Consider the following 20,977-nt stretch of genomic DNA (forward strand, 5'->3'; position numbering starts at 1 on the left):
ATGGCCCCGCTTTGGTGTCGAATGTCCGGTTTCTACTTGGCGCATCAGAAATCGACCCACTTTGCAGCATCTCCGGAAAGGGGCGGATGAGACATCTGCGCATTGCCGCCACCGGAGGCAGCAGCTACGGCTGCGACAGGCTGCGGGCGGTCTGAATGACCAGGTCGCTTGGCGTGCATCGCGGCACCGGTCCGGAAATGCGACAATGTCTGGACCAGAGAGGCCGCATTGTTGCGCAAGGCTTCACTTGCAGCCGTTGTTTCCTCCAAGCGCGCCGCATTCTGTTGAGTGGATTGGTCGAGCTTGTTCACCGAAACATTGATTTCCTCGAGGCTGAGGCTTTGCGACTGGGCTGATCCGGCGATTTCCGAAACGAGTCCGGCAATCTCGGTCACAGACGATACGATGTCCTGAAGCGCCTCTCCGGTCTGGCCGACGAGTTCGACGCCTTTCTTGACCTGCCCACCTGAGTCGGCGATCAATCCATTGATTTCACGTGCGGCTTCGGAGGATCGCTGGGCCAGAGCGCGCACCTCGGAGGCCACGACCGCAAAGCCACGGCCCGCATCACCTGCGCGTGCAGCCTCAACGCCTGCGTTCAGGGCCAAGAGGTTTGTCTGGAATGCAATATCGTCGATGACCCGGATGATCGATGTGATCTGGTCCGAGGATTGTGCAATGGCGTCCATGGCAGAAACCGTTTCGATCACCACCTCGCCGGACGCTTCGGCCTTACGATGCGCGCCCTTGACCACCTTGTCGGCTTGGGACGCGCCCTCTGCGGCGGCTTTCAGCGCATTGGTCAATTCATCGAGGGCCGCCGCCGTTTGCTCGAGCGTTGCCGCGGTGCTTTCGGTTCGGCGCGAAAGGGAGTCCGCGGTGTTCGTGATGTCCCCGGATTCGTTCCGGATGCTCTCGGCATTTTCCGAGATCTCGCGAAGAGCGGCGGCCAGTTTGTCGGCCGTCTGATTGAAATCCGCGCGCAATTGTTCGTAGCGACCCGGGAAGGCCTGGGCGATTGTTGCCGTCAAGTCGCCGTCGGACAAGGACCGGAGACCGATACCAAGGGCTTCCACGACCTCGGATTTTTCGACCTCGGAGGCTTCGCGCTCCTGTGCGGCGATCATCAGGCTTCGTTCTTTTTCGGTAATGTCGGTACCAAGAAGGAGATAGCTGAGGCCAAACCCATCCGTGTCGCGGATGCAGGACAGCGAACCGTCGACGATCTTTTCCTCGCCAGCGCCGGAGAGTTTCAATTGCCCGACCACGGGTGTGCCGGTCTTCATCTCCTGCATCAAAACGTCGACAGGCTTTCCCGTTTCGGCGGCCATGGGCGCCAGAAGGGATTGCAAACGGAGTGTGCCGGGCGCACCGATCGAAATCGCCTTGGAGAAACGGTCATTCGCTTCGCGGCAGAGGCCGTCCATTGCGAATTCCGCCTTGATCTGGATGTCGTCAATGGTGGAGATCAGTGCCTGCTGGCGCCAAATCGGCGTCACGTCCGTCCATTCGACGACATAGCCTGTGACTGCGCCCTGGTCGTCGAAAACCGCCCTGGTGGAGATCGTGATGCGCGTATCGTCCATACGCACCAGGCCTTCCAGCGAGCTGTGACCAATGTTGCGCAGGTTCTCGCGAACATCATCAGTCGGGTAAAGATCGCTGATATTCATGCCGATGATGCGATCAATATCGAAGTTAGGCCGCATCTTCTTGAGACCGTCGGAATGCGCCTCGAAAAGCTCCACCAATTTGCTGCTGATCTGCGTGATCGTGTAATTCTCGTCGAGCAGCATGAGTGCTGCCGATGATTGGTCGAGTGCGGCGCTTTTGAAGAGGCTTTGCCGGAAATTCTCCTCCCCCGCTGCGAGTTCGCCGCGCAACGCATCGATGGCCCGAGCCAGTTGGCCGAATTCGTCACGGCGCCCGATTCCCGTTGGCGAGAAATCGAAATCCTTGGCCTCAAGCCGCGCGATATCGGCTTGTGCCGCGAGCAGCGGCCGTTTGGCGAGCCGGTGAATGGCGTAGGTGACGAGACCCACAGCGAGCGCGCATACCGCAGCGGCAATCAAGAGCGCGGAATTGAGAATTTCCTGCTTCATCGCCTGCAGTTTCGCCGTTGACCAGCTTGTCACGATCACGCCCACGATCGCCTGATCCTGACCGAACACCAGCGGCTGTGCCGTCTGCAGGGTTTCGGGATCCTGAACCGTAGCGCCCTGTTCGACGGCCTGGCGGGCAAGGTCGCTTGTTTGCGACGAGGAGGTCGCCCCAGCCTGATAGAACAGCTCCAGATCGGCGTCATAGACATCGACGGAGCGCATCGCTTCGTCAGAGCCCGCAATGAACTCCTCAAGCTGGGCGCCGAGCACGTCTTTCTTGTCGAACCGGACGGCACCGGCGACGGCGCTTGCGAATAACTGCGTCTCGGACCGCGCCTTGGACTCCACGGATTGGGCAATCACCTGGTCGAAGCCGCGGGCTGTCAGGTATTCGAGCACAGCCACTACAGAGATGATGGACAGGACGATCATGGCCGCCAGCTTCAAGAAAACCGAATGAATATTCAGAAAGGATCGGGCGGCCATGTGCGGCTCCTTCTCGCGTGTGTTCAGAACATTTCCGCGTTCAGACCGAAGGTGACGGCGCCAACCGGTGCGTCCGTCATCGGATCGAACAGAGGTGCGGAAACCTGGACCTGGTAGGTCTGGCTGGATTCGTCGAATTCGACATCGCTGACGTGAAGCGTGCCTGCCGGGCGTCCGTAGGTTTCGGAATGCTTCGCCTCGTCGCCTTGCCAGAAATCAGACGTAACCGCGCTGATGGCGGCATTGAGGCCCACGGCGTCCATCACGATGATCTCGGTGACCTGGCCGCCCGCCGCCTCCTGCATCACGCGCAGCGCCTCAGATGCAGGGTTGTCAAGCACGGCAGAGACCACGGGCCGGTCAGAGAGCCCGACTTGATTGCGCCATTGCTGATCGAGCACGAGGATATCGTCTTCCGACAGGCTGGCATGCGCGCTGCTGGACAGGCGCAGGGCGCGCCACACGGCGGGTTGTCCCGCCAATTCGTTTTGAAGCTCCGCCACATAGGCGGCCATGGCGTCGCTGGCGGAATTGGCGGCGAAGGTCGGGCCGGCCGCGAGCGCGAGGGCAGTGAGCAGACCGGTATGCGCGGCGCGCGAGGGAATCTTGAACATTGGTTTGTCCCGAGTTGATGGGCCGGTCGCACCGGCAAGAACACCATCCTCTCTGACGCCCGGACTTTAAGATCTGCTGAATCCGCCCGGTCCCCCGCCCAACGGGCTGCCTAAAACTTTATTCGTCGCAGACGTGCACAATAAAAAGGGGGCCCCCGCAGGGACCCCCAGTCTTTCCGATCCGGCTCATCGTTTACCGCCCGTTGTTTTCTGCCTGCGGCCAGATCGGCGCCGAGGCGAGCGCACCCGCCTCGTGACCTATGCCGTGTCAGCTACAGCCCGACGTGCCGCCGCAGGTATTGCACTTCATGCAGGTGCCGTTGCGCACGAGCGTGTAGTTGCCGCACTCGCCGCAGGCCTCGCCCTCGAAGCCCTGCATCCGGGCCTTGGCGGAGGCGTCCATGCCGCCCGACGTGGACGTGGTCTCGGACTTCATGGCGACCGTGGTGGTCGTGGTCGTCGTCTCGGGCATCAACGTGGTCAGCGCCGCGGAGGCATTATCCGGCGCGGCGAAAGCCGTGGCCTGACCGCCCTGAAGCACCACCAGCTCCTGCGGGACGCGCTTGCGCAGGTAGCCCGACGAGCTGATCTGCTTGAGCACTTCGAGCGATTTGGACGCGGCGCTTTCGGAGATCTCCTTGACGTTGGACACGCCCTCTTCCTCGCCGCGACCGATATCGTCGAAGGTGGCCCCTTCGGGCTTCACATGCGCCAGATCGGTACGGTCAAGATAGGACACGGCCAGTTCGCGGAAGATGTAGTCGAGGATCGAGGTCGCGTTCTTGATCGAGTCGTTGCCCTGCACCATGCCCGCAGGCTCGAACTTGGTGAATGTGAAGGCGTCGACGAACTCCTCCAGCGGCACGCCATACTGAAGGCCCACGGAGACCGCGATGGCGAAGTTGTTCATCATCGCCCGGAAACCCGCACCTTCCTTGTGCATGTCGATGAAGATTTCGCCGAGCGAGCCATCGGCATATTCGCCGGTGCGCAGGTAGACCTTATGCCCGCCGACGATGGCCTTCTGGGTGTAGCCCTTGCGGCGCTCGGGCATCTTCTCGCGCGCGGTGGCCTTCTCGACCTCCTTGATGACGATCTTCTCGACCACCTTCTCGGCCAGCACGGCGGCCTTTTCCTGGACCGAGCCCGATTCCAGGATCTCGGCGGCTTCGTCGTCATCCTCGACAAGCGCGGAGGCCAAGGGCTGGCTCAGCTTGGAGCCGTCGCGGTAGAGCGCGTTGGCCTTTGTGCCGAGCGACCAGGAGAGCTCATAGGCGCGCTGGCAATCCTCGATCGTGGCGTCGTTGGGCATGTTGATCGTCTTGGAGATCGCGCCCGAAATGAAGCTCTGCGCCGCGGCCATCATCTTGATGTGGCTGTCGACACCGAGGAAGCGCTTGCCCTTCTTGCCGCAGGGGTTGGCGCAATCGAAGATCGCGTAATGCTCTTCCTTGAGGTGCGGTGCGCCTTCGAGGGTCATGGTGCCGCAGACATGGTCATTGGCAGCCTCGATCTCGGCCTTCGTGTAGCCCAGGTGACGCAGCAGATCGAAGGAGGGATCGTTCAGCTTGGCGGCCGGGATGCCCAGCACTTCGCGGCAGAATTCCTCGCCCAGGGTCCACTGGTTGAAGACGAAGCGGATGTCGAAGGCCGAGGCCAGCGCGCCGTCCACCTTTTCCAGCTGCGCGGGGCCGAAGCCGTGACCGACGAGCGAGGTGTGGTTGATGCCGGGCGCGTTGCCGATGGAGCCGTGGCCCACGGCGTAGGAGACGATCTCCTCGATATGCGCGGAGGAATAACCGAGCTTCTCGAGCGCCGCGGGCACCGAGCGGTTGATGATCTTGAAGTAACCGCCGCCTGCGAGCTTCTTGAACTTCACCAGCGCGAAGTCGGGCTCGATCCCGGTCGTGTCACAATCCATCACGAGACCGATCGTGCCGGTGGGCGCAATCACGGAGGTCTGCGCGTTGCGGTAACCATGCGCCTCGCCCAGCTTCAGGGCCTGGTCCCAGGTCGACATCGCGAGGTCCACCAGGCCCTGATCGGGGCAGTTGCCATGATCGAGGGGCACGGGCTTCACGGCGAGCTTCTCGTAGCCGGTGGTAGCACCATAGGCCGCGTTGCGGTGGTTGCGGATGACGCGCAGCATATGCGCCTTGTTGCGCTCATAGCCCGAGAAGGCGCCGAGCTCGCCCGCGATCTCGGCGGAGGTCGCGTAGGACACACCCGTCATGATGGCGGTCAGCGCACCGCAAAGCGCGCGGCCCTCGTCGCTGTCATAGGAATAGCCCATGTTCATCAGCAGACCGCCGATATTGGCGTAGCCAAGCCCCAGCGTGCGGAAATCGTAGGAAAGCTGCGCGATCTCCTTCGAGGGGAATTGCGCCATGGTCACCGAGATCTCGAGCGTCAGGGTCCACAGACGCGTGGCGTGCATGTAAGTCTCTGCGTCGAACTTGCCGTCCTTGAGGAACGTGAGCAGGTTCATCGAGGCGAGGTTGCAGGCCGTGTCGTCGAGGAACATGTATTCCGAGCACGGGTTCGAGCCGCGGATCGCGCCGTCTTCGGGGCATGTGTGCCAGGCATTGACGGTATCGTGGAACTGGATGCCCGGGTCAGCGCAGGCCCAGGCCGCGTGGCCCACCTGCTCCCACAGATCGCGCGCCTTGATGGTCTTGGCGACCGAACCGTCGGTGCGGTTGTAAAGCTCCCAATCGGCGTCGTCCTTGACGGCCTTGAGGAAGGCGTCGGTCACACGGATCGAGTTGTTGGAGTTCTGGCCCGAGACCGAGGCGTAGGCCTCGGAGTCCCAATCGGTGTCATAGGTCGGGAATTCGATCGAGGTGTAGCCCTGCTTGGCGTAATCGAGCACGCGCTTCACGTAGGTCTCGGGGATCTGGACCTTCTTGGCGGCGCGGATCGCCTCTTTCAGGGACGGGTTCGTTTTCGGGTCATATGCCCCCTCGGCGGAGCCGTCGAAGGACGCGATGGCCCCGAAGATGCCGTTGAGCATCTGCTCGTGCATCTTGGAGCCCGCGACGATGGACGCGACCTTCTGCTCTTCCTTGACCTTCCAGTTGATGAATTCCTCGATGTCCGGGTGATCGGCGTCGCAGATCACCATCTTGGCCGCGCGACGCGTGGTGCCGCCCGACTTGATGGCACCCGCCGCGCGGTCGCCGATCTTCAGGAAGCCCATCAGGCCCGAGGACTTGCCGCCGCCCGACAGCTTCTCGCCCTCGCCCCGGAGCGAGGAGAAGTTGGTGCCGGTGCCGGAGCCGTACTTGAACAGGCGCGCCTCGCGGACCCAGAGATCCATGATCCCGCCATCGCCCACCAGATCGTCTGCGACGGACTGGATGAAGCAGGCATGGGGCTGCGGATGCTCATAGGCCGACTTCGACTTCGTCAGTTTGCCGGTCTTGTAATCCACGTAGTAGTGGCCCTGACCGGGACCGTCGATGCCGTAGGCCCAATGCAGGCCGGTGTTGAACCACTGGGGCGAGTTCGGCGCGGCCGTCTGCGTGGCCAGCATGTGGCGCATTTCGTCGTAATAGGCGCGCGCGTCCTCTTCGGTGGTGAAGTAGCCACCTTTCCAGCCCCAATAACACCAGGCGCCTGCAAGACGGTCGAAGACCTGCTTCGAGGAGGTCTCACCGGTGCGCTCGGTGTCCTTCGACGCGGGCACGGAGCGCCACAGGAATTCCGGGACTCCCGCCTCTTCGACGCGCTTCAGCTCGACGGGCACGCCTGCCTTGCGGAAGTATTTCTGCGCGATCACGTCGGAGGCGACCTGGCTCCAGGAGGCGGGAACCTCGATGTCGTCCAGGCGGAAGACGATCGTGCCGTCCGGATTGCGAATTTCGGACGCCGTGGTGACAAACGAAATGCCTTCGTAAGCGTCCTGTCCGGCTTTCGTGTAGTGACGATCGATCTTCATTTTGCGCTGCCCCGTCTTCAAAAAATCTCAACTGTTCAACCGGACCGCGAGCGCAAGACGACACCATCCCGACCCGGCCGCTGACGCAGCCGGATGGCAGTAAAACCTGCATGTGTTCGTCGGTTTGTCCCCGCGGCGGAACCACTATATCTAGCGGCCCCCGATCCGGTAGACGCTACATTCACGCCACGGGGCGATTCCGTCAACGCCGTTTTTTGCAAATCGACGCTATATTTTGTGTTGACCTCACAGGGACCCACATCCCCTGCCCGGACACGTCCGATTCATCCACAGGATGCGGCTGGGCCAAAGCGGCATTTTCCTAATTTATGCGGAGAGTTATCCACCATATCTTGTGTAATACCTGAACTTACCCGCCGTCATGCCCGGCTGATGCGGGTCCGCCACAGGCAAGGAAGAAGGCGTGTGATGCACTCGGAGAGGCGCAAACGCGACAAACGCCCGCACCATGCGCGAGGTTGGGCGCATCGCATCAATATATGGTGGTCTGATGAGAGAGGATGGTCGGGGCGATAGGATTCGAACCTACGACCTACGGTACCCAAAACCGTCGCGCTACCAGGCTGCGCCACGCCCCGACGCGCTCCGTCTAGCGACAAGGTCGCGGTTTGAAAAGACGCTTTATTCCGCGGCGCAGGGCCAGGCCGCGTCCTCGATGGCCGGATGCAGCATCTCGGTGCCTGGCGCGATGCCCAGCGTCTCCGCCAGGCCGCCATTGATCTCGAGCACAAATTGCGTGCCGGGCGCGCCGGGGATCGCGGTTTCATCATGCGGCACGGCGTTGGAATGCACCTTGCGCACGGTGCCTGTTTCGTCCGCGAAGATCATGTCGAGCGGGATGAGCGTGTTGCGCATCCAGAAGGCCACGTCGCCGGGTTCCTCATAGACGAACAACATGCCCGCGAATCGATCCATCTGCGGGACGTTCATCAGCCCTTGCGAGCGTTCGCCCGGCGTATCCGCCAGCGCGATGCGGAAACTGGCCGTGCCGAAATCGCCGCGCAGGGTGATCCGGTCCTCGCTGCAGGTCTGTGCAACCGCACTGCCCGCAAACGACGTGACCGACAGAACGCCGAGAGCCAGAGCGGCAATCACGCGTTGTGCAATTCGACCGCGCTTTCCCATGAATTGATCTCCGTCGCCATGCGCCCGCGTTTGCCCTGCACGACGCGCAGGACAATCGCCTCGCCCGGCAACAAATCCGCAAGTCCGGAGCGGCGCAAGACCTCGACATGAATAAACACGTCCTCGGCACTGCCGAAGACATTTGCAAAGCCGAAGCCCTTGGACTTGTCGAACCACTTGACCCGCGCAGGCTCCAATTCGGCGGAGGCGAGCGTCTCGGGGTCCATCGCCTCGAAATCCGCAAGGGGCGGCGTCGTGTCGCTGGACGGGGGCTCGATCATATGCACGCAGGTGGCCTGGAAGCCGCGGGGTGTCTCCTGCACGGAAATTTCCACGCGCGCGCCATCGGCCACGGAACTTTGCCCGAAATTGCGAAGAACGTTCGCGTGAAGAAGAATGTCCCGGCCACCATCGTCTGCCACGACAAACCCAAAGCCCTTACCCGGGTCGAACCATTTCACGCTACCGAGAACACGCGTCTCGCCTTCGTCGCTTTGCATAAACTACCCGTCAGCAGATGAACGCCGCTCGCGGCAAGCCGCGGTGGAGGCGTCCGCCTAATTCAATCAGAAAGTGCATTCAACCGTTCACGTCACGTGAAATGCAAACCATCAAGGGGACAGACGGTCAATTTTCCAGTCGTGCGCGTCCATTTGCCTGCGCCACACGAAGCGATCATGCAGTCTGAACGCCCCATCTGCCCAGAATTCTATCTCAACCGGACGGATACGGATACCTCCCCAAAAGGGGGGTCTCGGCGGGTTTGTGCCGAACTTGGTGGTCATTTTGGCGACTTTGCCCATCAATTCCGCCCGACTTTTGAGCGGTTGGGACTGATCGGACGCCCAAGCGCCAAGACGGCTCTTGAGAGAGCGCGAATCAAAATAGGCGTCTGCCGCGGGCCCGTCTTCCTTTTCGGTCACGCCGCGCACCCGGATTTGCCGACGCAGCGACTTCCAGTGCATCACGAAGGCGGCCTTGCCCGCAGCCTCGATCTCGGTCGCCTTCTGGCTTCCGTAATTGGTGTAGAAGACGAACGCGTCGGCCTCGATATCCTTGAGCAGAACCATGCGCGCATTGGGCAGCCCGTCGGCATCGACGGTCGAGAGCGCGATGGCGTTCGGATCGTTCACTTCCGACTTCTCGGCTTCCGCCAGCCAGGCGCGCGCAATCTCGAACGGATCCTCGCCCGCAAAAATTCCGTCCCGCTCAGTCATGACATTCCCCTTGGTGTTGCAAAGATGCGTTTCGTCCCCGGTCGATCTTGTCGCCCTTGATGGCCCCTGTGGTTCCACTTATGGACGGTATTCAGCAATGTTGGGTGGAGACGGGCGATGTCAAACTCTCTTATGGCCGGAAAACGCGGACTGATCATGGGACTTGCCAATGACAAGTCCATCGCATGGGGCATTGCCAAGGCCTGTGCCGATGCGGGTGCGGAGCTGGCATTCTCCTATCAGGGCGATGCGCTGAAAAAGCGCGTGGGCCCGCTGGCAGAGAGCCTGGGCTCCGATATCGTGCTGCCCTGCGATGTGGGCGACGAGGCGTCGATCGACGCGCTCTTTGACGGCCTGAAGGAACGGTGGGACCGGCTCGACTTCATCGTCCATGCCATCGGCTATTCGGACAAGACCCAGCTGCGCGGCCGCTACGTGGACACCACCCGCGACAATTTCACCATGACCATGGATATCTCGGTCTATTCGTTCACCAGCGTGATGCAGCGCGCGGAGAAGATGATGACCGAAGGCGGCAGCGCGGTGACGCTGACCTATTACGGGGCCGAGCGGATCATGCCGCATTATAATGTCATGGGTGTCGCCAAGGCCGCGCTGGAAGCCTCGGTGCGCTACCTCGCCGAGGATCTGGGCAAGGACGGCATTCGGGTGAACGCAATCTCCGCAGGTCCGATCAAGACGCTGGCCGCCTCGGGCATCGGCGATTTCCGCTACATCATGAAGTGGAACGAGTATAACTCGCCCCTGCGCCGCAACGTGACGACCGCCGATGTGGGCGGCTCCGCCCTTTACCTGCTGTCGGATCTCAGCGCAGGCGTCACCGGCGAGACGCATCACGTCGATGCGGGTTACCACGTCGTCGGCATGAAGGCGGTGGACGCCCCCGATATCGAGAAAGCCTGACCCCCGGCGCGCGCCGCTTATCCGACCGGGCCGCGCGCTGCACACATCCGGGGCGGCCAATTGCCGCGACCGCCCCGCGCACTCCGAGGAATGACGCCATGACCGATCTTCTGCCGCATGAAAAAGGCTTCCATGTCAGCTGGGACCAGTTGCACCGCGACGCGCGCGCACTGTCCTGGCGGCTGCAATCGAATGTGCCCGAAGGCGGCTGGCGCGCCGTGGTGGCCATCACCCGCGGCGGCATGGCGCCCGCGATGATCGTTGCGCGCGAGCTCGATATCCGCACCGTCGACACGATCAGCGTGAAAAGCTACGACCACCAGACCCAGTCCGAGCCGCGCATCATCAAGAGCCCGGACATGGAGGTGGTGGGCGACGGCACCGGCATCCTGATCGTGGACGATCTGGTGGACACGGGCCGCACGCTGGAAGTGGTCCGCCGGGCCATGCCGAAGGCGCATGTGGCCACCGTCTACGCCAAGCCCAAGGGCCGCCCGATGGTCGACACCTTCATCACGGAAGTCAGCCAGGACACCTGGATCTTCTTTCCCTGGGACATGGCGCTGCAATACGTCAAACCGTTCCACGGCGCGGACGACTGAGGCGGCGCGCGCGCCCTGCCCTTGCGGGGCAAACGCCTCTCGCCTAGACGTGTCCCCGACCCTGTTTTTGCATCCATCGAGGAGCCCGCATGGCACTCAAGGCCGGCCGTATTTCCAAGTTCTTCCTGTGGATCCTGATGGGCCTTCTGCTCGTCGGTCTGGCGGGCTTCGGCGCCGTCAACCTGTCGGGCACGGCGCGCAGCGTGGCGGCCGTGGGCGACCAGGAGGTCAGCGTCGACGCCTATGCCCGCGCGGTTCAGCAGGAATTGCGCGCGCTGCAGGCGCAGCGGGGCGAAGCCGTGACCTTCGCCGAAGCACGCCAGGCCGGTCTCGACACGCAGGTGCTTTCGCAGCTCGTGCTGACCCGCGCGCTCGATTACGAAGCCAACCGCCTCGGCATCTCCGTCGGTGACGAAATGGTCGCGGCAGAGCTTGCCCAGGTCGGTGCCTTCCAGGGCCCCAACGGTCAATTCAGCCGCGACGCCTATTCCTTCGCCCTCGACAATGCGGGCATGAGCGAGAGCGAATTCGAGGAAGACCTCCGCAACGAGATTTCGCGCACCGTCTTTCAGGGCGGCGTCTTCTCCGGGCTGACCATGCCCGCGCCCTATACCGACGCGATCATCGAATATGCAGGCGAGCGCCGCGACGTGACCTTCGCGGTCCTGACTGGTGCCGATCTGGAAGTGGGCATCGACGCCCCCACCGAAGACGACCTGCGCAGCTTCTACGACGAGAATATCGACCGCTACACGATCCCCGAGACGAAACGCATCACCTATGCCTGGATCACGCCGGACATGATTCTCGACAGCGTCGAGGTGCCCGAAGAGACCCTGCGCGAAGCCTATGAGGAGCAATCGGCGCGCTTCAACATGCCCGAGCGGCGGTTGGTCGAGCGTCTCGTCTTCTCCGACGATACGGCGGCCGAGGCCGCGGCGGCGCGCATCGCGGATGGCGAGATCACCTTCGAGGCGCTGGTGGCCGAACGCGGGCTTGCGCTGTCGGATACCGATCTGGGTGCCGTGTCCCGCGACGATCTGGGCGATGCGGCAGAAGCCGTCTTCGCCGCCGAGACGGGCAGCGTGGCGGGTCCCGCCCCCACGGGCCTTGGGCCTGCGCTTTTCCGCGTGAATGCCGAGCTCGCCGCGGTCGAGACCTCCTTCGAGGAGGCCGTGCCGATGCTGCGCGACACGCTGGTTCTGGATCGCGCCCGCCGCGTGATCGCCGCGCAGGCCGAAAGCTACGACAACGAACTTGCAGGCGGCGCCACGCTCGAGGAACTGGCGGAGTCCACGGATCTGACGCTGGGCCAGATCGACTGGAACCGCGACAGCAACGACGACATCGCCGCCTACCCGGCCTTCAACAGCGCGGCCCGCGCCGCCGCCGAAGACGATTACCCCGAAATCGTCGAACTGGGCGATGGCGGGCTCTTTGCGCTGCGCGTCGACGGGATCGACGCGCCCGCGCCCGCTTCCTTCGAGGAGGTCGAGGCCGAGGTCTCCGCCGCGTGGGAGCAGGAGCGGACCACCGCGGCGCTGCTGGAACAGGCAGAGGCGCATGCCGAGGCGATCAGCCAGGGTGCGAGCTTTGCAGATCGCGGCCTGCCAGACACCGAACTGACCGGTGTGGAGCGGACCGCAGTGCCGGAGCGCCTGCCCCGGAACGCCGTTGCCGATGCGTTTGATGCCGAAAGCGGCAGCGCCATCGCGGTGGCAGGCCCGGATCGCGTCGCGGTGATCCGCGTGGATGCCATCACCCCCGCCGATCCCGAAAGCGAAGACGCCGTGGCGCTGGCGACACGCCTGTCCGAACAGGCCGAGGCGGCACTGGCGGACGATTTGTTCCGCGCGCTGTCTGCAGACATCCAGTCCCGTGCGGGCGTCACCGTGAACCAGGACGCGCTCAACGCGGTCAATTCCTCCCTCCAGTGAGCGCATCATGGCCGATCTGACCCCTTCCTTCGCGGAGTTCGAGACCGCGTATGACGCGGGCCGCAACCAGGTGGTCTATGCCCGCCTCGCGGCTGATCTCGACACGCCCGTGTCGCTCATGCTGAAGCTGACGGGGGCGGCCAGCGACGCCTTCATGCTGGAATCGGTCACCGGTGGCGAGGTGCGCGGGCGCTATTCGATCATCGGCATGAAGCCCGATCTGGTCTGGCAATGCCATGGCGAGGCTGCGCGCGTGAACCGGCAGGCGCGCTTTGACGCGCAGGCCTTCGAGCCGATGGACGCCGATCCGCTGACCGCCCTGCGTGCCATTCTCGAGGAAAGCCGCATCGACCTGCCCGACGGACTGCCGCAGGCCTCCGCCGGGCTCTTCGGCTATCTCGGCTACGACATGATCCGGCTTGTGGAGCATCTGCCCGATGTGAACCCCGACCCGCTGGGCCTGCCCGATGCCACGCTGATCCGGCCCTCCGTGGTGGCCGTGCTTGACGGGGTGAAGGGCGAAGTGATCGTCGTCTCGCCCGCCTGGGTCTCGTCGGGTCAATCGGCGCGCGCGGCCTATGCGCAAGCCGCCGAGCGGGTGATGGACGCGGTTCGCGACCTCGAACGCGCCCTGCCGCAGCAGGCCCGCACCCTGGGTGAAGCCGCCGAGCTCGGTACGCCACGCTCGAACTTCACCCATGAGGGCTACAAGCAAGCGGTCGAGCGCGCCAAGGATTACATCCGCGCGGGAGACATCTTCCAGGTCGTGCCATCCCAGCGCTGGACGCAGGATTTCCCGCTGCCGCCCTTCGCGCTTTATCGCTCGCTCCGGCGCACGAACCCGTCGCCCTTCATGTTCTATTTCAACTTCGGCGGCTTCCAGGTCATCGGCGCTTCTCCCGAGATCCTCGTGCGGGTCTTCGGGCGCGAGGTCACGATCCGGCCCATCGCGGGCACGCGGCCGCGCGGTGCGACGCCTGCCGAGGACGACGCGAACGAAGCGGACCTGCTGGCCGATCCCAAGGAGTTGGCCGAGCATCTGATGCTGCTGGATCTGGGGCGCAACGATACGGGGCGGGTGTCGAAGATCGGCACCGTGCATCCCACGGAGAAATTCGTGATCGAGCGCTACAGCCACGTCATGCATATCGTCTCGAACGTGGTGGGCGAGCTCAGCGAGGATCACGACGCGCTCTCGGCGCTTCTGGCAGGCCTGCCCGCGGGCACGGTCTCGGGCGCGCCCAAGGTCCGCGCGATGGAGATCATCGACGAGCTCGAGCCCGAAAAGCGCGGTATCTATGGCGGCGGCGTCGGGTATTTCTCCGCAGGCGGCGACATGGACATGTGCATCGCGCTGCGCACCGCGGTGGTCAAGGACGACAAGCTCTATATCCAGGCGGGCGGCGGCGTGGTCTATGACAGTGATCCCGAGGCCGAGTACCAGGAGACGGTGCACAAATCGAACGCGATCCGGCGGGCTGCGGCCGATGCGGCGCGCTTCACCGGGACCGGCAACGGCTGAGACCCGGAGAACCACCAGCAAGACCGCACAGAAGACAGCCCGGCGCAGCGCCCCCGCACGCGATTGATCTCGCTCAAGCCTGCCGCCATCCGAGCATGCCACACTTCCCTTGCGCATCCCGGGACGGGTCTGCGCCGTCTCAACAAGGGAGGTTCATCGTGATTTCGAAGCCCAAACGCGCAGCGCTTGCCGCCGTCCTGCTCTGTCTCGCCACGCAAGGTGCGGCACAGGATAACGACCACGGCTCGGAGCTTTATTCGCAATTCTGCGCCACCTGCCACGGCAGCGGTGCGGCGGGCGATGGCCCGCTGACCGAATTGCTCACCCAGGAGGTCCCGGATCTCGTTGGCCTCGCCGCAAGGAATGACGGCGAATTTCCGATGCTGGACGTGATCCACATCATCGACGGCCGCACCGGGCTGCGCGCCCATGGCGGGCCGATGCCGGTCTATGGCGATGTGTTCAGCCGCAACGGCGGTGACGACATGGATTACAGCGGCGTGCTGGAGGCGCGCGGCAAGATCCTGTCGCTCGCCTATTATCTGGAAAGCCTGCAGGACTGACCTGCGCCCTGCGGTGCTTTGCAGGTCTCGCCGGGTGGACGTGTTCCGTGCATCCGGCGCAGATAACGCGCCGTTCAGATCGACGCGTCGGCGTTTCGGTGCTGCGGCTCCCAAACCCCGGGACTTGCGCGCAGCTTTGCCTCCGCGCCCTGCCCTTTGCGCTTCACCTTTCTGAAAATACGCAAAAAACCGCCCGTGCTTTCCCATCGGGAAAGCACGGGCATGACATGTCTGCGCGGGCACCGCGCAGCCCTTTGGATCAAGGCCTGCGCGAAGGCCCAGAAAGCCCCGGTCAGGCCGCTTCGACCGCCTGTGCCCGGATCCGCTCGATCATCGCGCGCAAGCCGTTCGACCGCTGCGCCGACAGATGATCGTTGAGCCCGAGCCGTCCGAGCTCCGCCTTGGCATCGACGGCGGCGACCTGGTCCACCGGCAGCCCGTCATACAACTTGTGCAGCACCGCGATCAGCCCGCGCACGATCATGGCGTCGCTGTCGCCCTGGAAATGAAAGTCCCCTGCCTCGATCCGGGGATGCAGCCAGACCTGGCTCGCGCAGCCCTCGACCTTGGTGGCAGGCACTTTCAGCGCCTCGTCGAGCGGCTCCATGTCGCGGCCCATCTCGATCACGAGGCGGTACCGGTCTTCCCAATCGTCGAGAAAGGCGAAATCCTCGACCACGTCTTCGAATGCGGGCTGTGCCATGCACGCTCCTTGCGGCTGTTTGCGGATTGTCTTTGTCCTTGAGGTAAGAGACACGACTGCCCGCGTCCAGTGCCCTGGCGCCGCAGATGGGCTTTTCACAGGCCGATCAATCGGCTAGTGGAAGGGAAACGCTGCGCGAGGCAGCCGGAGGGGCATGGATGTCGATCAGAATACCGCTCGTGATCTGTCTGGCTGCGGGCCTGAGCCTGCCGGGATGCGGCACGCGCCTGAACCCGTTCAACTGGTTCGGACAGGCGGAATCGGTGCCCGTCGCCACGGATGCCGCCAACCCTGCGGCCACCAACCCGCTGATTCCGCAACGCCGCGCGGGTGCTGGTATTTTCCGCAGCTCCGATGATCAGCCCTATCAGGGTCGGCCCATCGCGCAGGTCTCCGAGCTGTCGATACTGCGTCGTCCGGGCGGCGCCGTCGTGACCGCAACCGGCCTTGCCCCCACGCCCGGGCGCTACGAGGCGCGGCTCACCCCTGTCGAGATCAACGATCAGGCACGGCTGGTCTATTCGCTGGATGCCCGCCTCGCCCCCGGCCCCGCGGGCACGGGCCCCAATGCGCGCAGCGTGACAGTCGCCGTCTACCTGACGGATCAGGAACTCTCCGGCATCCGCGAAATCGAGGTTCGCGGCGCGGGCAACGCGCTGGTCACGCGCCGCTAAGCGGCAGACGCGTCAAGTCTCCCCGAAAAGAGAAGACCCGCCGGGATGGCGGGCCTTGATCGCTCGTTTGCGCGGCATTCGAAAGCGGGACACTCCGCTCAAAGTTCGATCACGGAGACCTTCGTGCCATCGGCGGTCAGTGCGATTCGCCCCTCGCAGAGCCGCAGCGCGTCTTCGCCGAATACCTCGCGCCGCCAGCCCTTTAGCGCCGCCACATCGCGCGCGCCGCTGGCCAGCGCATCGAGATCGGAGGAGGGCGCAATCAGTTTCGGCGCCACGCCCGAGCTTTCCGTGCGCGCCTTCAAAAGCACCCGCAGGAGATCGGCCAGCGCCGGGTTCACCTGTCCCTTGTCGGGACCGTTCTCGACCTTGGGCAGCTCCTCCTTGGGCATGGCCTGCCCGCGGGCCACCGCATCGAGGATCCCTTGCGCGATTTCGCCTTTCCGCGCCTCGCGCAGCAACAGGCGCGAGCGGCCGAGATCCTCGAAATTGGCGGGCTTCGTCGCGGCAAGCTCCACCAGCGCATCGTCCTTGTAGACCCGGTTGCGCGGCACGTTGCGCCCTTGCGCGTAGGCTTCACGGAACGCGGCCAACTCGCGCAGAATGGCGAGGAAACGCGGGCTGGTATTGCGGGTCTTGACCCGGCGCCAGGCATCCTCGGGATGGGTCACATAGGTTGCGGGATCGCCCAGGAGCGCCAGTTCCTCCGCCACCCAGCGGTGGCGCCCGGTATCGCGCAGCTTCTTTTCAAGGAATTCGTAGATCTTGCGCAGATGGGTCACATCGGCCAGCGCATAGGTCTTCTGCGCGTCGGTCAGCGGTCGGCGCGACCAGTCGGTGAACCGCGAGGATTTATCGAGGCTTGCGCGCGCGATCCGCTTCACGAGCGTCTCGTAGCCCACCTGTTCGCCGAAACCGCAGACCATCGCCGCTACTTGCGTATCGAAAAGCGGCTCGGGGATGACACCGAACTCGATCGAGAAGATCTCGAGATCCTGACGCGCGGCGTGGAACACCTTGACGACCGAGGTGTCGCGAAAGAGCGCCACCAGCGGATCAAGCGACAGATCCGCAGAAAGCGGATCGACCAGGACCGCATCGCCGTCGCCTTCGCCCTCATGCGGCAGGGCAAGCTGCACGAGGCACAGCTTGGAGTAATATGTCCGCTCTCGCAGAAACTCGGTATCGACCGTCACATAGGGCGCGTCATGGGCGCGGGCGCAGAATGCCGCCAGTTCTTCGGTCCGGGTGATCGTCTGCATACGGGCCTTTCAAAGGTGTTGTATCCGTGCACACTATCCGAACATGCACGGCATGCAATGGAGCGCGATGCCCGTCCCCTCTGTCAGATGTCGTGACGGCTGCGATCTCCGGCGGCAAAGCGGCGCAGGCAGGCCGGATAGAGGCGATGCTCCTGCTCCAGCACGCGGGCGGCCAGCGCCTCGGGTGTATCGCCCGGCTCGATCAGCACGCGTGCCTGTCCCAGGATCGGACCATCATCGAGCGCGGGCGTGACCTCGTGCACGGTGCAGCCATGTTCCGCATCCCCGGCCTCGATCGCGCGGGCATGGGTGTGCAGCCCGCGATATTTCGGCAGGAGCGAGGGGTGAATGTTCAGCATCCGGCCCTGCCAGCGCGACACGAATCCTTCGGTCAGAACGCGCATGAAACCCGCAAGGCAGAGGATGTCGGGATTGGCCGCCATCAGCCGCTCATGCAGCACGTGCTCAAAGGCCGCGCGATCCCCCTTGAAGGGGCGGTGATCGACGAAATCGGCCTCGACCCCCATCGCGCGCGCCTTCTCCAGCCCGCCCGCATCGGCGCTGTTGGCCAGCACCAGAACGGGGCGCGCGGGGTGATCGCCCGTCATGCTTTCAGCCAGCGCCACCATGTTCGAGCCGCCGCCGGAAATCAGCACCGCGACACGCTTCATGCAAGATCGCCCGCATAGCGCACGCCCGGCGCGCCCCCGACCTGGCCGATCACGCAGACCTCCTCGCCCGCGGCGGACAGCTCCTCGACGATGCGGAGGGCGCGGTCGGGCGTGACGACCATCACCATGCCGATGCCGCAATTGAAGGTCTTTAGCATCTCGGCCGCGTCCAGCGCGCCCTGCTCTTTCAGCCAGCCGAAGACCGGCGGCAGATCCCAGGCGCCAAGGTCGATCTCGGCCCCGAGGCTCTGAGGCAGAACGCGCGGCAGGTTCTCCGTGAGCCCGCCGCCGGTGATATGAGCCAGCGCATGCACGCCGCCTGCCCGAATGGCCGACAGGCAGGGCGTCACGTAAAGCCGCGTGGGCGCCAGCAGGGCCGCGCCCAGCGTGCCCTCGCCCCAGGGGCATTTCGCGTCCCAGCCGAGGCCCGAATGCTCGACGAGCTTGCGCACGAGGCTGTAGCCGTTGGAATGCACCCCGTTCGAGGCAAGCCCCAGAAGCACGTCGCCCTCGGTCACATCGGCGGGCAGCGCCGCGCCCCGCTCGAGCGCGCCCACGGCAAAGCCTGCAAGGTCGAAATCACCGGGCGGATACATGCCCGGCATCTCGGCGGTCTCACCGCCGATCAGGGCGGTATTGGCCGCTTCACAGCCCTCCGCGATGCCTTCGATCACGGTTGCAGCGGCATCGAGCTCAAGCTTGCCGGTGGCGAAATAATCCAGAAAGAACAAGGGCTCCGCGCCCTGACAGACGAGATCGTTCACGCACATCGCGACAAGATCGATGCCGACGCTGTCGTAATTGCCCGTGTCGATGGCGATGCGCAGCTTGGTGCCCACCCCGTCCGTCGCGGCGACCAGAACCGGGTCGGTGTAGCCCGCCGCCTTCAGGTCGAACAACGCGCCGAACCCGCCGAGGCCCGCCATGGTGCCGGGCCGGTCGGTCCGTTTCGCGGCGGGCTTGATCCGGTCCACAAGCGCGTTGCCCGCGTCGATGTCCACGCCTGCATCGGCATAGGTGATCGGGGATTTGCCTTGGGTCATCGGAGCTCTCCGCGCTGGGGCTGTCTGCGTTCGCGCTCGCGATAGCCCATCGCCGCGCGCCCTGCAACGACGCGCTTGACCCGGATGACCGGTCTGCTACTCGGAGAGGTGCTGGGGGCCTGTAGCTCAATTGGTTAGAGCAGAGCGCTCATAACGCTTTGGTTGCGGGTTCAAGTCCTGCCGGGCCTACCAGCTTACAATGCCCATTCGGGGCCTATTCGGGGCCGAAACGGCTGTTTTGCGGCTTGATCTCAGGTTCAGTGAACCTGAGAAGCTGTGTTGGACGTCTGAGACATCTACGTTCGCAAGCGCGGCGCGGTTTCACACGCCTCCTGGGTCAAACATTCAGAGGCCTTGCTTGCTGCCCATGCAGCGGACCGCCGCGAAAGCACAACGACACCGAACCTTTCACGCGTGGCTGCGTGCAGGATCGTCTAGTAAAATAATGTCAGGCGCCACGAACGCTGCCTTCCCTGCGACAGACCGGTCGATCCGTTTAGGTGCCTTGGTTCGACATGCCGAGCAGCCAGTCCCGCACGTGCAATGAGGCATCGGAAGCGCCTTGTCGGGGCGTCAGGAGATAGAAGTCGAGACCACCTTCGAGAGTGTTGTCGAGCGGCTGCACAAGGTGCCCGGCCTCCAGATCTCGCTGAACGAGGAAACGGCTTGCCAAGGCAATACCCTGTCCAGCCAGGGCCGCGTCAATCGTCAGTGTTGTCTGGTTGAACCGAAGTCCGCGCGACAGCTCGACCTCGCCGCCGAAGGCTGCATCAAAGAACTTCGGCCAGAGATCATGCGAGTCGTGCAGAAGCGTCACGCGCGACAAAACATGCGCGTCGAGGGGGTATTTTGACCGGCGATCAGGTTGGGCGAGCAAACGGCGATGACCACCTGCGGGAACAGGAGATCTGCGTGCAAGCTCGCCCCGAAGGACGGCCGTCCCTGCCGCACCGCGAGGTCGATCCCGTCGGCATGAAAGCTCGCGACGCGCTCGGTGGCGGTAATGCGCAGGTCGATCCCGGGATGGGCGTCGGTGAACTCCGCGAGCCGGGGAATGAGCCACTTCGACGCGAAGGTCGGCGTCCTGTCATCCTCCGGCAAGGGAGAGGCGCTCGCCGAAGATCTCGGCGGCTTCGGCGTCACCGGATCGAACCGCTCGGTCGAGGATCTCGCACGCCTCGTTGACGGCGCGGTTGACCGTTGGGGGCGCTTTGATGTCCTGGTGAACTCCGCCGGGCATGGCCCCAAGGGAGATATCATCGAATTCTCCGACGAAGACTGGCATGCGGGCCTCGATGTCTACCTTCTGAACGTGATCGGTCCCATTCGGCTGATTACGCAGAGCGGCGGCGCAGGTACCGGTTTCGGCTGGACGCCTTGGAACCTCTACCTCTTCCTCGTCGGCGTTCTGGGCTGGCTGATCGTCGGTCTGCTGTGGAACGACAAGGCGATCATGCTGATCCACTTCGTCGCTCTTGGCACCATGCTGGTGGGGATGGCCACTCAATGACCGGAGCGGTCAAGATGGCCCGCACATATGATGAAGTGTCGATCGCAGGCGGGGCATCGTA

The 20,977-nt window shown here is 63.9% G+C and carries 18 protein-coding genes, 2 tRNA genes and 2 pseudogenes; 9 read left to right on the top strand and 13 right to left on the bottom strand.

Features of this window, described 5'->3' with window-relative positions; translation table 11 throughout:
• Positions 1-44: 44 nt before the first annotated feature.
• The 7 genes from FIV09_RS10180 to pdxH form a co-directional block, all read right to left on the bottom strand.
• Positions 45-2,588: a methyl-accepting chemotaxis protein gene (locus FIV09_RS10180; RefSeq protein ID WP_152449838.1), complete on the bottom strand. Its 2,544-nt coding sequence runs from the start codon at positions 2,586-2,588 to the stop codon at positions 45-47.
• 23 nt (positions 2,589-2,611) lie between these two features.
• Positions 2,612-3,202 (bottom strand): hypothetical protein, encoded by a 591-nt coding sequence (locus FIV09_RS10185; RefSeq protein WP_152449839.1) that lies wholly within the window; start codon positions 3,200-3,202, stop codon positions 2,612-2,614.
• Between the two features lie 268 nt (positions 3,203-3,470).
• Positions 3,471-7,142: a vitamin B12-dependent ribonucleotide reductase gene (locus FIV09_RS10190; RefSeq protein WP_152449840.1), complete on the bottom strand. Its 3,672-nt coding sequence runs from the start codon at positions 7,140-7,142 to the stop codon at positions 3,471-3,473.
• Between the two features lie 522 nt (positions 7,143-7,664).
• Positions 7,665-7,741, bottom strand: a tRNA-Pro gene (locus tag FIV09_RS10195).
• Positions 7,742-7,784: 43 nt separating this feature from the next.
• Entirely contained in the window at positions 7,785-8,288 is a 504-nt protein-coding gene (locus tag FIV09_RS10200) for a DUF192 domain-containing protein (RefSeq protein ID WP_152449841.1), read from the bottom strand.
• The gene (locus tag FIV09_RS10205; RefSeq protein ID WP_152449842.1) at positions 8,255-8,788 is read right to left on the bottom strand and encodes a cold-shock protein; all 534 of its coding nucleotides are present in this window, start codon (positions 8,786-8,788) and stop codon (positions 8,255-8,257) included. Before FIV09_RS10205 ends, FIV09_RS10200 begins: the two co-directional genes overlap by 34 nt.
• A gap of 111 nt (positions 8,789-8,899) precedes the next feature.
• Complete coding sequence (gene pdxH, locus FIV09_RS10210; protein WP_152449843.1) at positions 8,900-9,505, bottom strand: pyridoxamine 5'-phosphate oxidase; 606 nt, start codon at positions 9,503-9,505, stop codon at positions 8,900-8,902.
• Positions 9,506-9,622: 117 nt separating this feature from the next.
• Here pdxH and fabI point away from each other — a divergent pair, with 117 nt between their 5' ends.
• From fabI to FIV09_RS10235, 5 genes are all read left to right on the top strand, one after another.
• On the top strand, positions 9,623-10,429 hold the full coding sequence (fabI, locus tag FIV09_RS10215) for an enoyl-ACP reductase FabI (RefSeq protein ID WP_152449844.1): 807 nt from the start codon (positions 9,623-9,625) through the stop codon (positions 10,427-10,429).
• A gap of 98 nt (positions 10,430-10,527) precedes the next feature.
• Positions 10,528-11,031 (top strand): xanthine phosphoribosyltransferase, encoded by a 504-nt coding sequence (gene gpt / locus FIV09_RS10220; protein ID WP_152449845.1) that lies wholly within the window; start codon positions 10,528-10,530, stop codon positions 11,029-11,031.
• An 89-nt stretch (positions 11,032-11,120) separates the two neighbouring features.
• The gene (locus FIV09_RS10225) at positions 11,121-12,968 is read left to right on the top strand and encodes a peptidylprolyl isomerase (RefSeq protein WP_152449846.1); all 1,848 of its coding nucleotides are present in this window, start codon (positions 11,121-11,123) and stop codon (positions 12,966-12,968) included.
• 7 nt (positions 12,969-12,975) lie between these two features.
• Positions 12,976-14,490 carry an anthranilate synthase component I gene (gene trpE / locus FIV09_RS10230; RefSeq protein ID WP_152449847.1) on the top strand — a complete coding sequence of 505 codons (1,515 nt, stop codon included), beginning with the start codon at positions 12,976-12,978 and terminating at the stop codon, positions 14,488-14,490.
• Between the two features lie 158 nt (positions 14,491-14,648).
• Positions 14,649-15,053: a cytochrome c gene (locus FIV09_RS10235; RefSeq protein WP_254702198.1), complete on the top strand. Its 405-nt coding sequence runs from the start codon at positions 14,649-14,651 to the stop codon at positions 15,051-15,053.
• Positions 15,054-15,345: 292 nt separating this feature from the next.
• Here the strand turns inward: FIV09_RS10235 and FIV09_RS10240 are convergent, their stop codons facing one another.
• A complete protein-coding gene (locus tag FIV09_RS10240; RefSeq protein WP_152449849.1) occupies positions 15,346-15,756 on the bottom strand; it encodes a SufE family protein in 411 nt (136 codons plus the stop codon).
• Positions 15,757-15,914: 158 nt separating this feature from the next.
• On the opposite strand from FIV09_RS10240, the gene FIV09_RS10245 reads away from it, so the two are divergent.
• The gene (locus FIV09_RS10245; protein ID WP_254702199.1) at positions 15,915-16,430 is read left to right on the top strand and encodes a hypothetical protein; all 516 of its coding nucleotides are present in this window, start codon (positions 15,915-15,917) and stop codon (positions 16,428-16,430) included.
• 98 nt (positions 16,431-16,528) lie between these two features.
• Here FIV09_RS10245 and rnd read toward each other — a convergent pair whose 3' ends face one another.
• The 3 genes from rnd to purM all read right to left on the bottom strand — a co-directional run bounded on the left by rnd (position 16,529) and on the right by purM (position 19,406).
• On the bottom strand, positions 16,529-17,692 hold the full coding sequence (gene rnd / locus FIV09_RS10250) for a ribonuclease D (protein WP_152449850.1): 1,164 nt from the start codon (positions 17,690-17,692) through the stop codon (positions 16,529-16,531).
• 83 nt (positions 17,693-17,775) lie between these two features.
• Positions 17,776-18,363, bottom strand: coding sequence for a phosphoribosylglycinamide formyltransferase (gene purN, locus FIV09_RS10255; RefSeq protein WP_152449851.1), 588 nt, complete (start codon positions 18,361-18,363; stop codon positions 17,776-17,778).
• On the bottom strand, positions 18,360-19,406 hold the full coding sequence (purM, locus tag FIV09_RS10260) for a phosphoribosylformylglycinamidine cyclo-ligase (RefSeq protein WP_152449852.1): 1,047 nt from the start codon (positions 19,404-19,406) through the stop codon (positions 18,360-18,362). Before purM ends, purN begins: the two co-directional genes overlap by 4 nt.
• A gap of 115 nt (positions 19,407-19,521) precedes the next feature.
• On the opposite strand from purM, the gene FIV09_RS10265 reads away from it, so the two are divergent.
• Positions 19,522-19,598 (top strand) — tRNA-Ile (locus tag FIV09_RS10265).
• 304 nt (positions 19,599-19,902) lie between these two features.
• Here the strand turns inward: FIV09_RS10265 and FIV09_RS20615 are convergent.
• Together FIV09_RS20615 and FIV09_RS20620 are read right to left on the bottom strand one after the other, a co-directional pair.
• On the bottom strand, positions 19,903-20,223 hold the full coding sequence (locus tag FIV09_RS20615; protein ID WP_254702200.1) for a LysR substrate-binding domain-containing protein: 321 nt from the start codon (positions 20,221-20,223) through the stop codon (positions 19,903-19,905).
• Positions 20,220-20,507, bottom strand: coding sequence for a LysR substrate-binding domain-containing protein (locus FIV09_RS20620; RefSeq protein ID WP_254702201.1), 288 nt, complete (start codon positions 20,505-20,507; stop codon positions 20,220-20,222). Before FIV09_RS20620 ends, FIV09_RS20615 begins: the two co-directional genes overlap by 4 nt.
• Between FIV09_RS20620 and FIV09_RS20625 the strand changes: the two are divergent.
• Together FIV09_RS20625 and FIV09_RS20630 are read left to right on the top strand one after the other, a co-directional pair.
• Positions 20,461-20,760 (top strand): annotated as a pseudogene (locus FIV09_RS20625) (SDR family oxidoreductase); the annotation flags it as partial. The gene FIV09_RS20620 and the pseudogene FIV09_RS20625 overlap by 47 nt on opposite strands.
• A pseudogene (locus FIV09_RS20630) lies at positions 20,752-20,916 on the top strand (DUF6552 family protein); the annotation flags it as partial. The pseudogenes FIV09_RS20625 and FIV09_RS20630, both read left to right, overlap by 9 nt.
• Positions 20,917-20,977: the final 61 nt, after the last annotated feature.

Origin of the sequence: Roseivivax sp. THAF197b, assembly GCF_009363255.1 — a bacterium.
GTDB lineage: Bacteria > Pseudomonadota > Alphaproteobacteria > Rhodobacterales > Rhodobacteraceae > Roseivivax.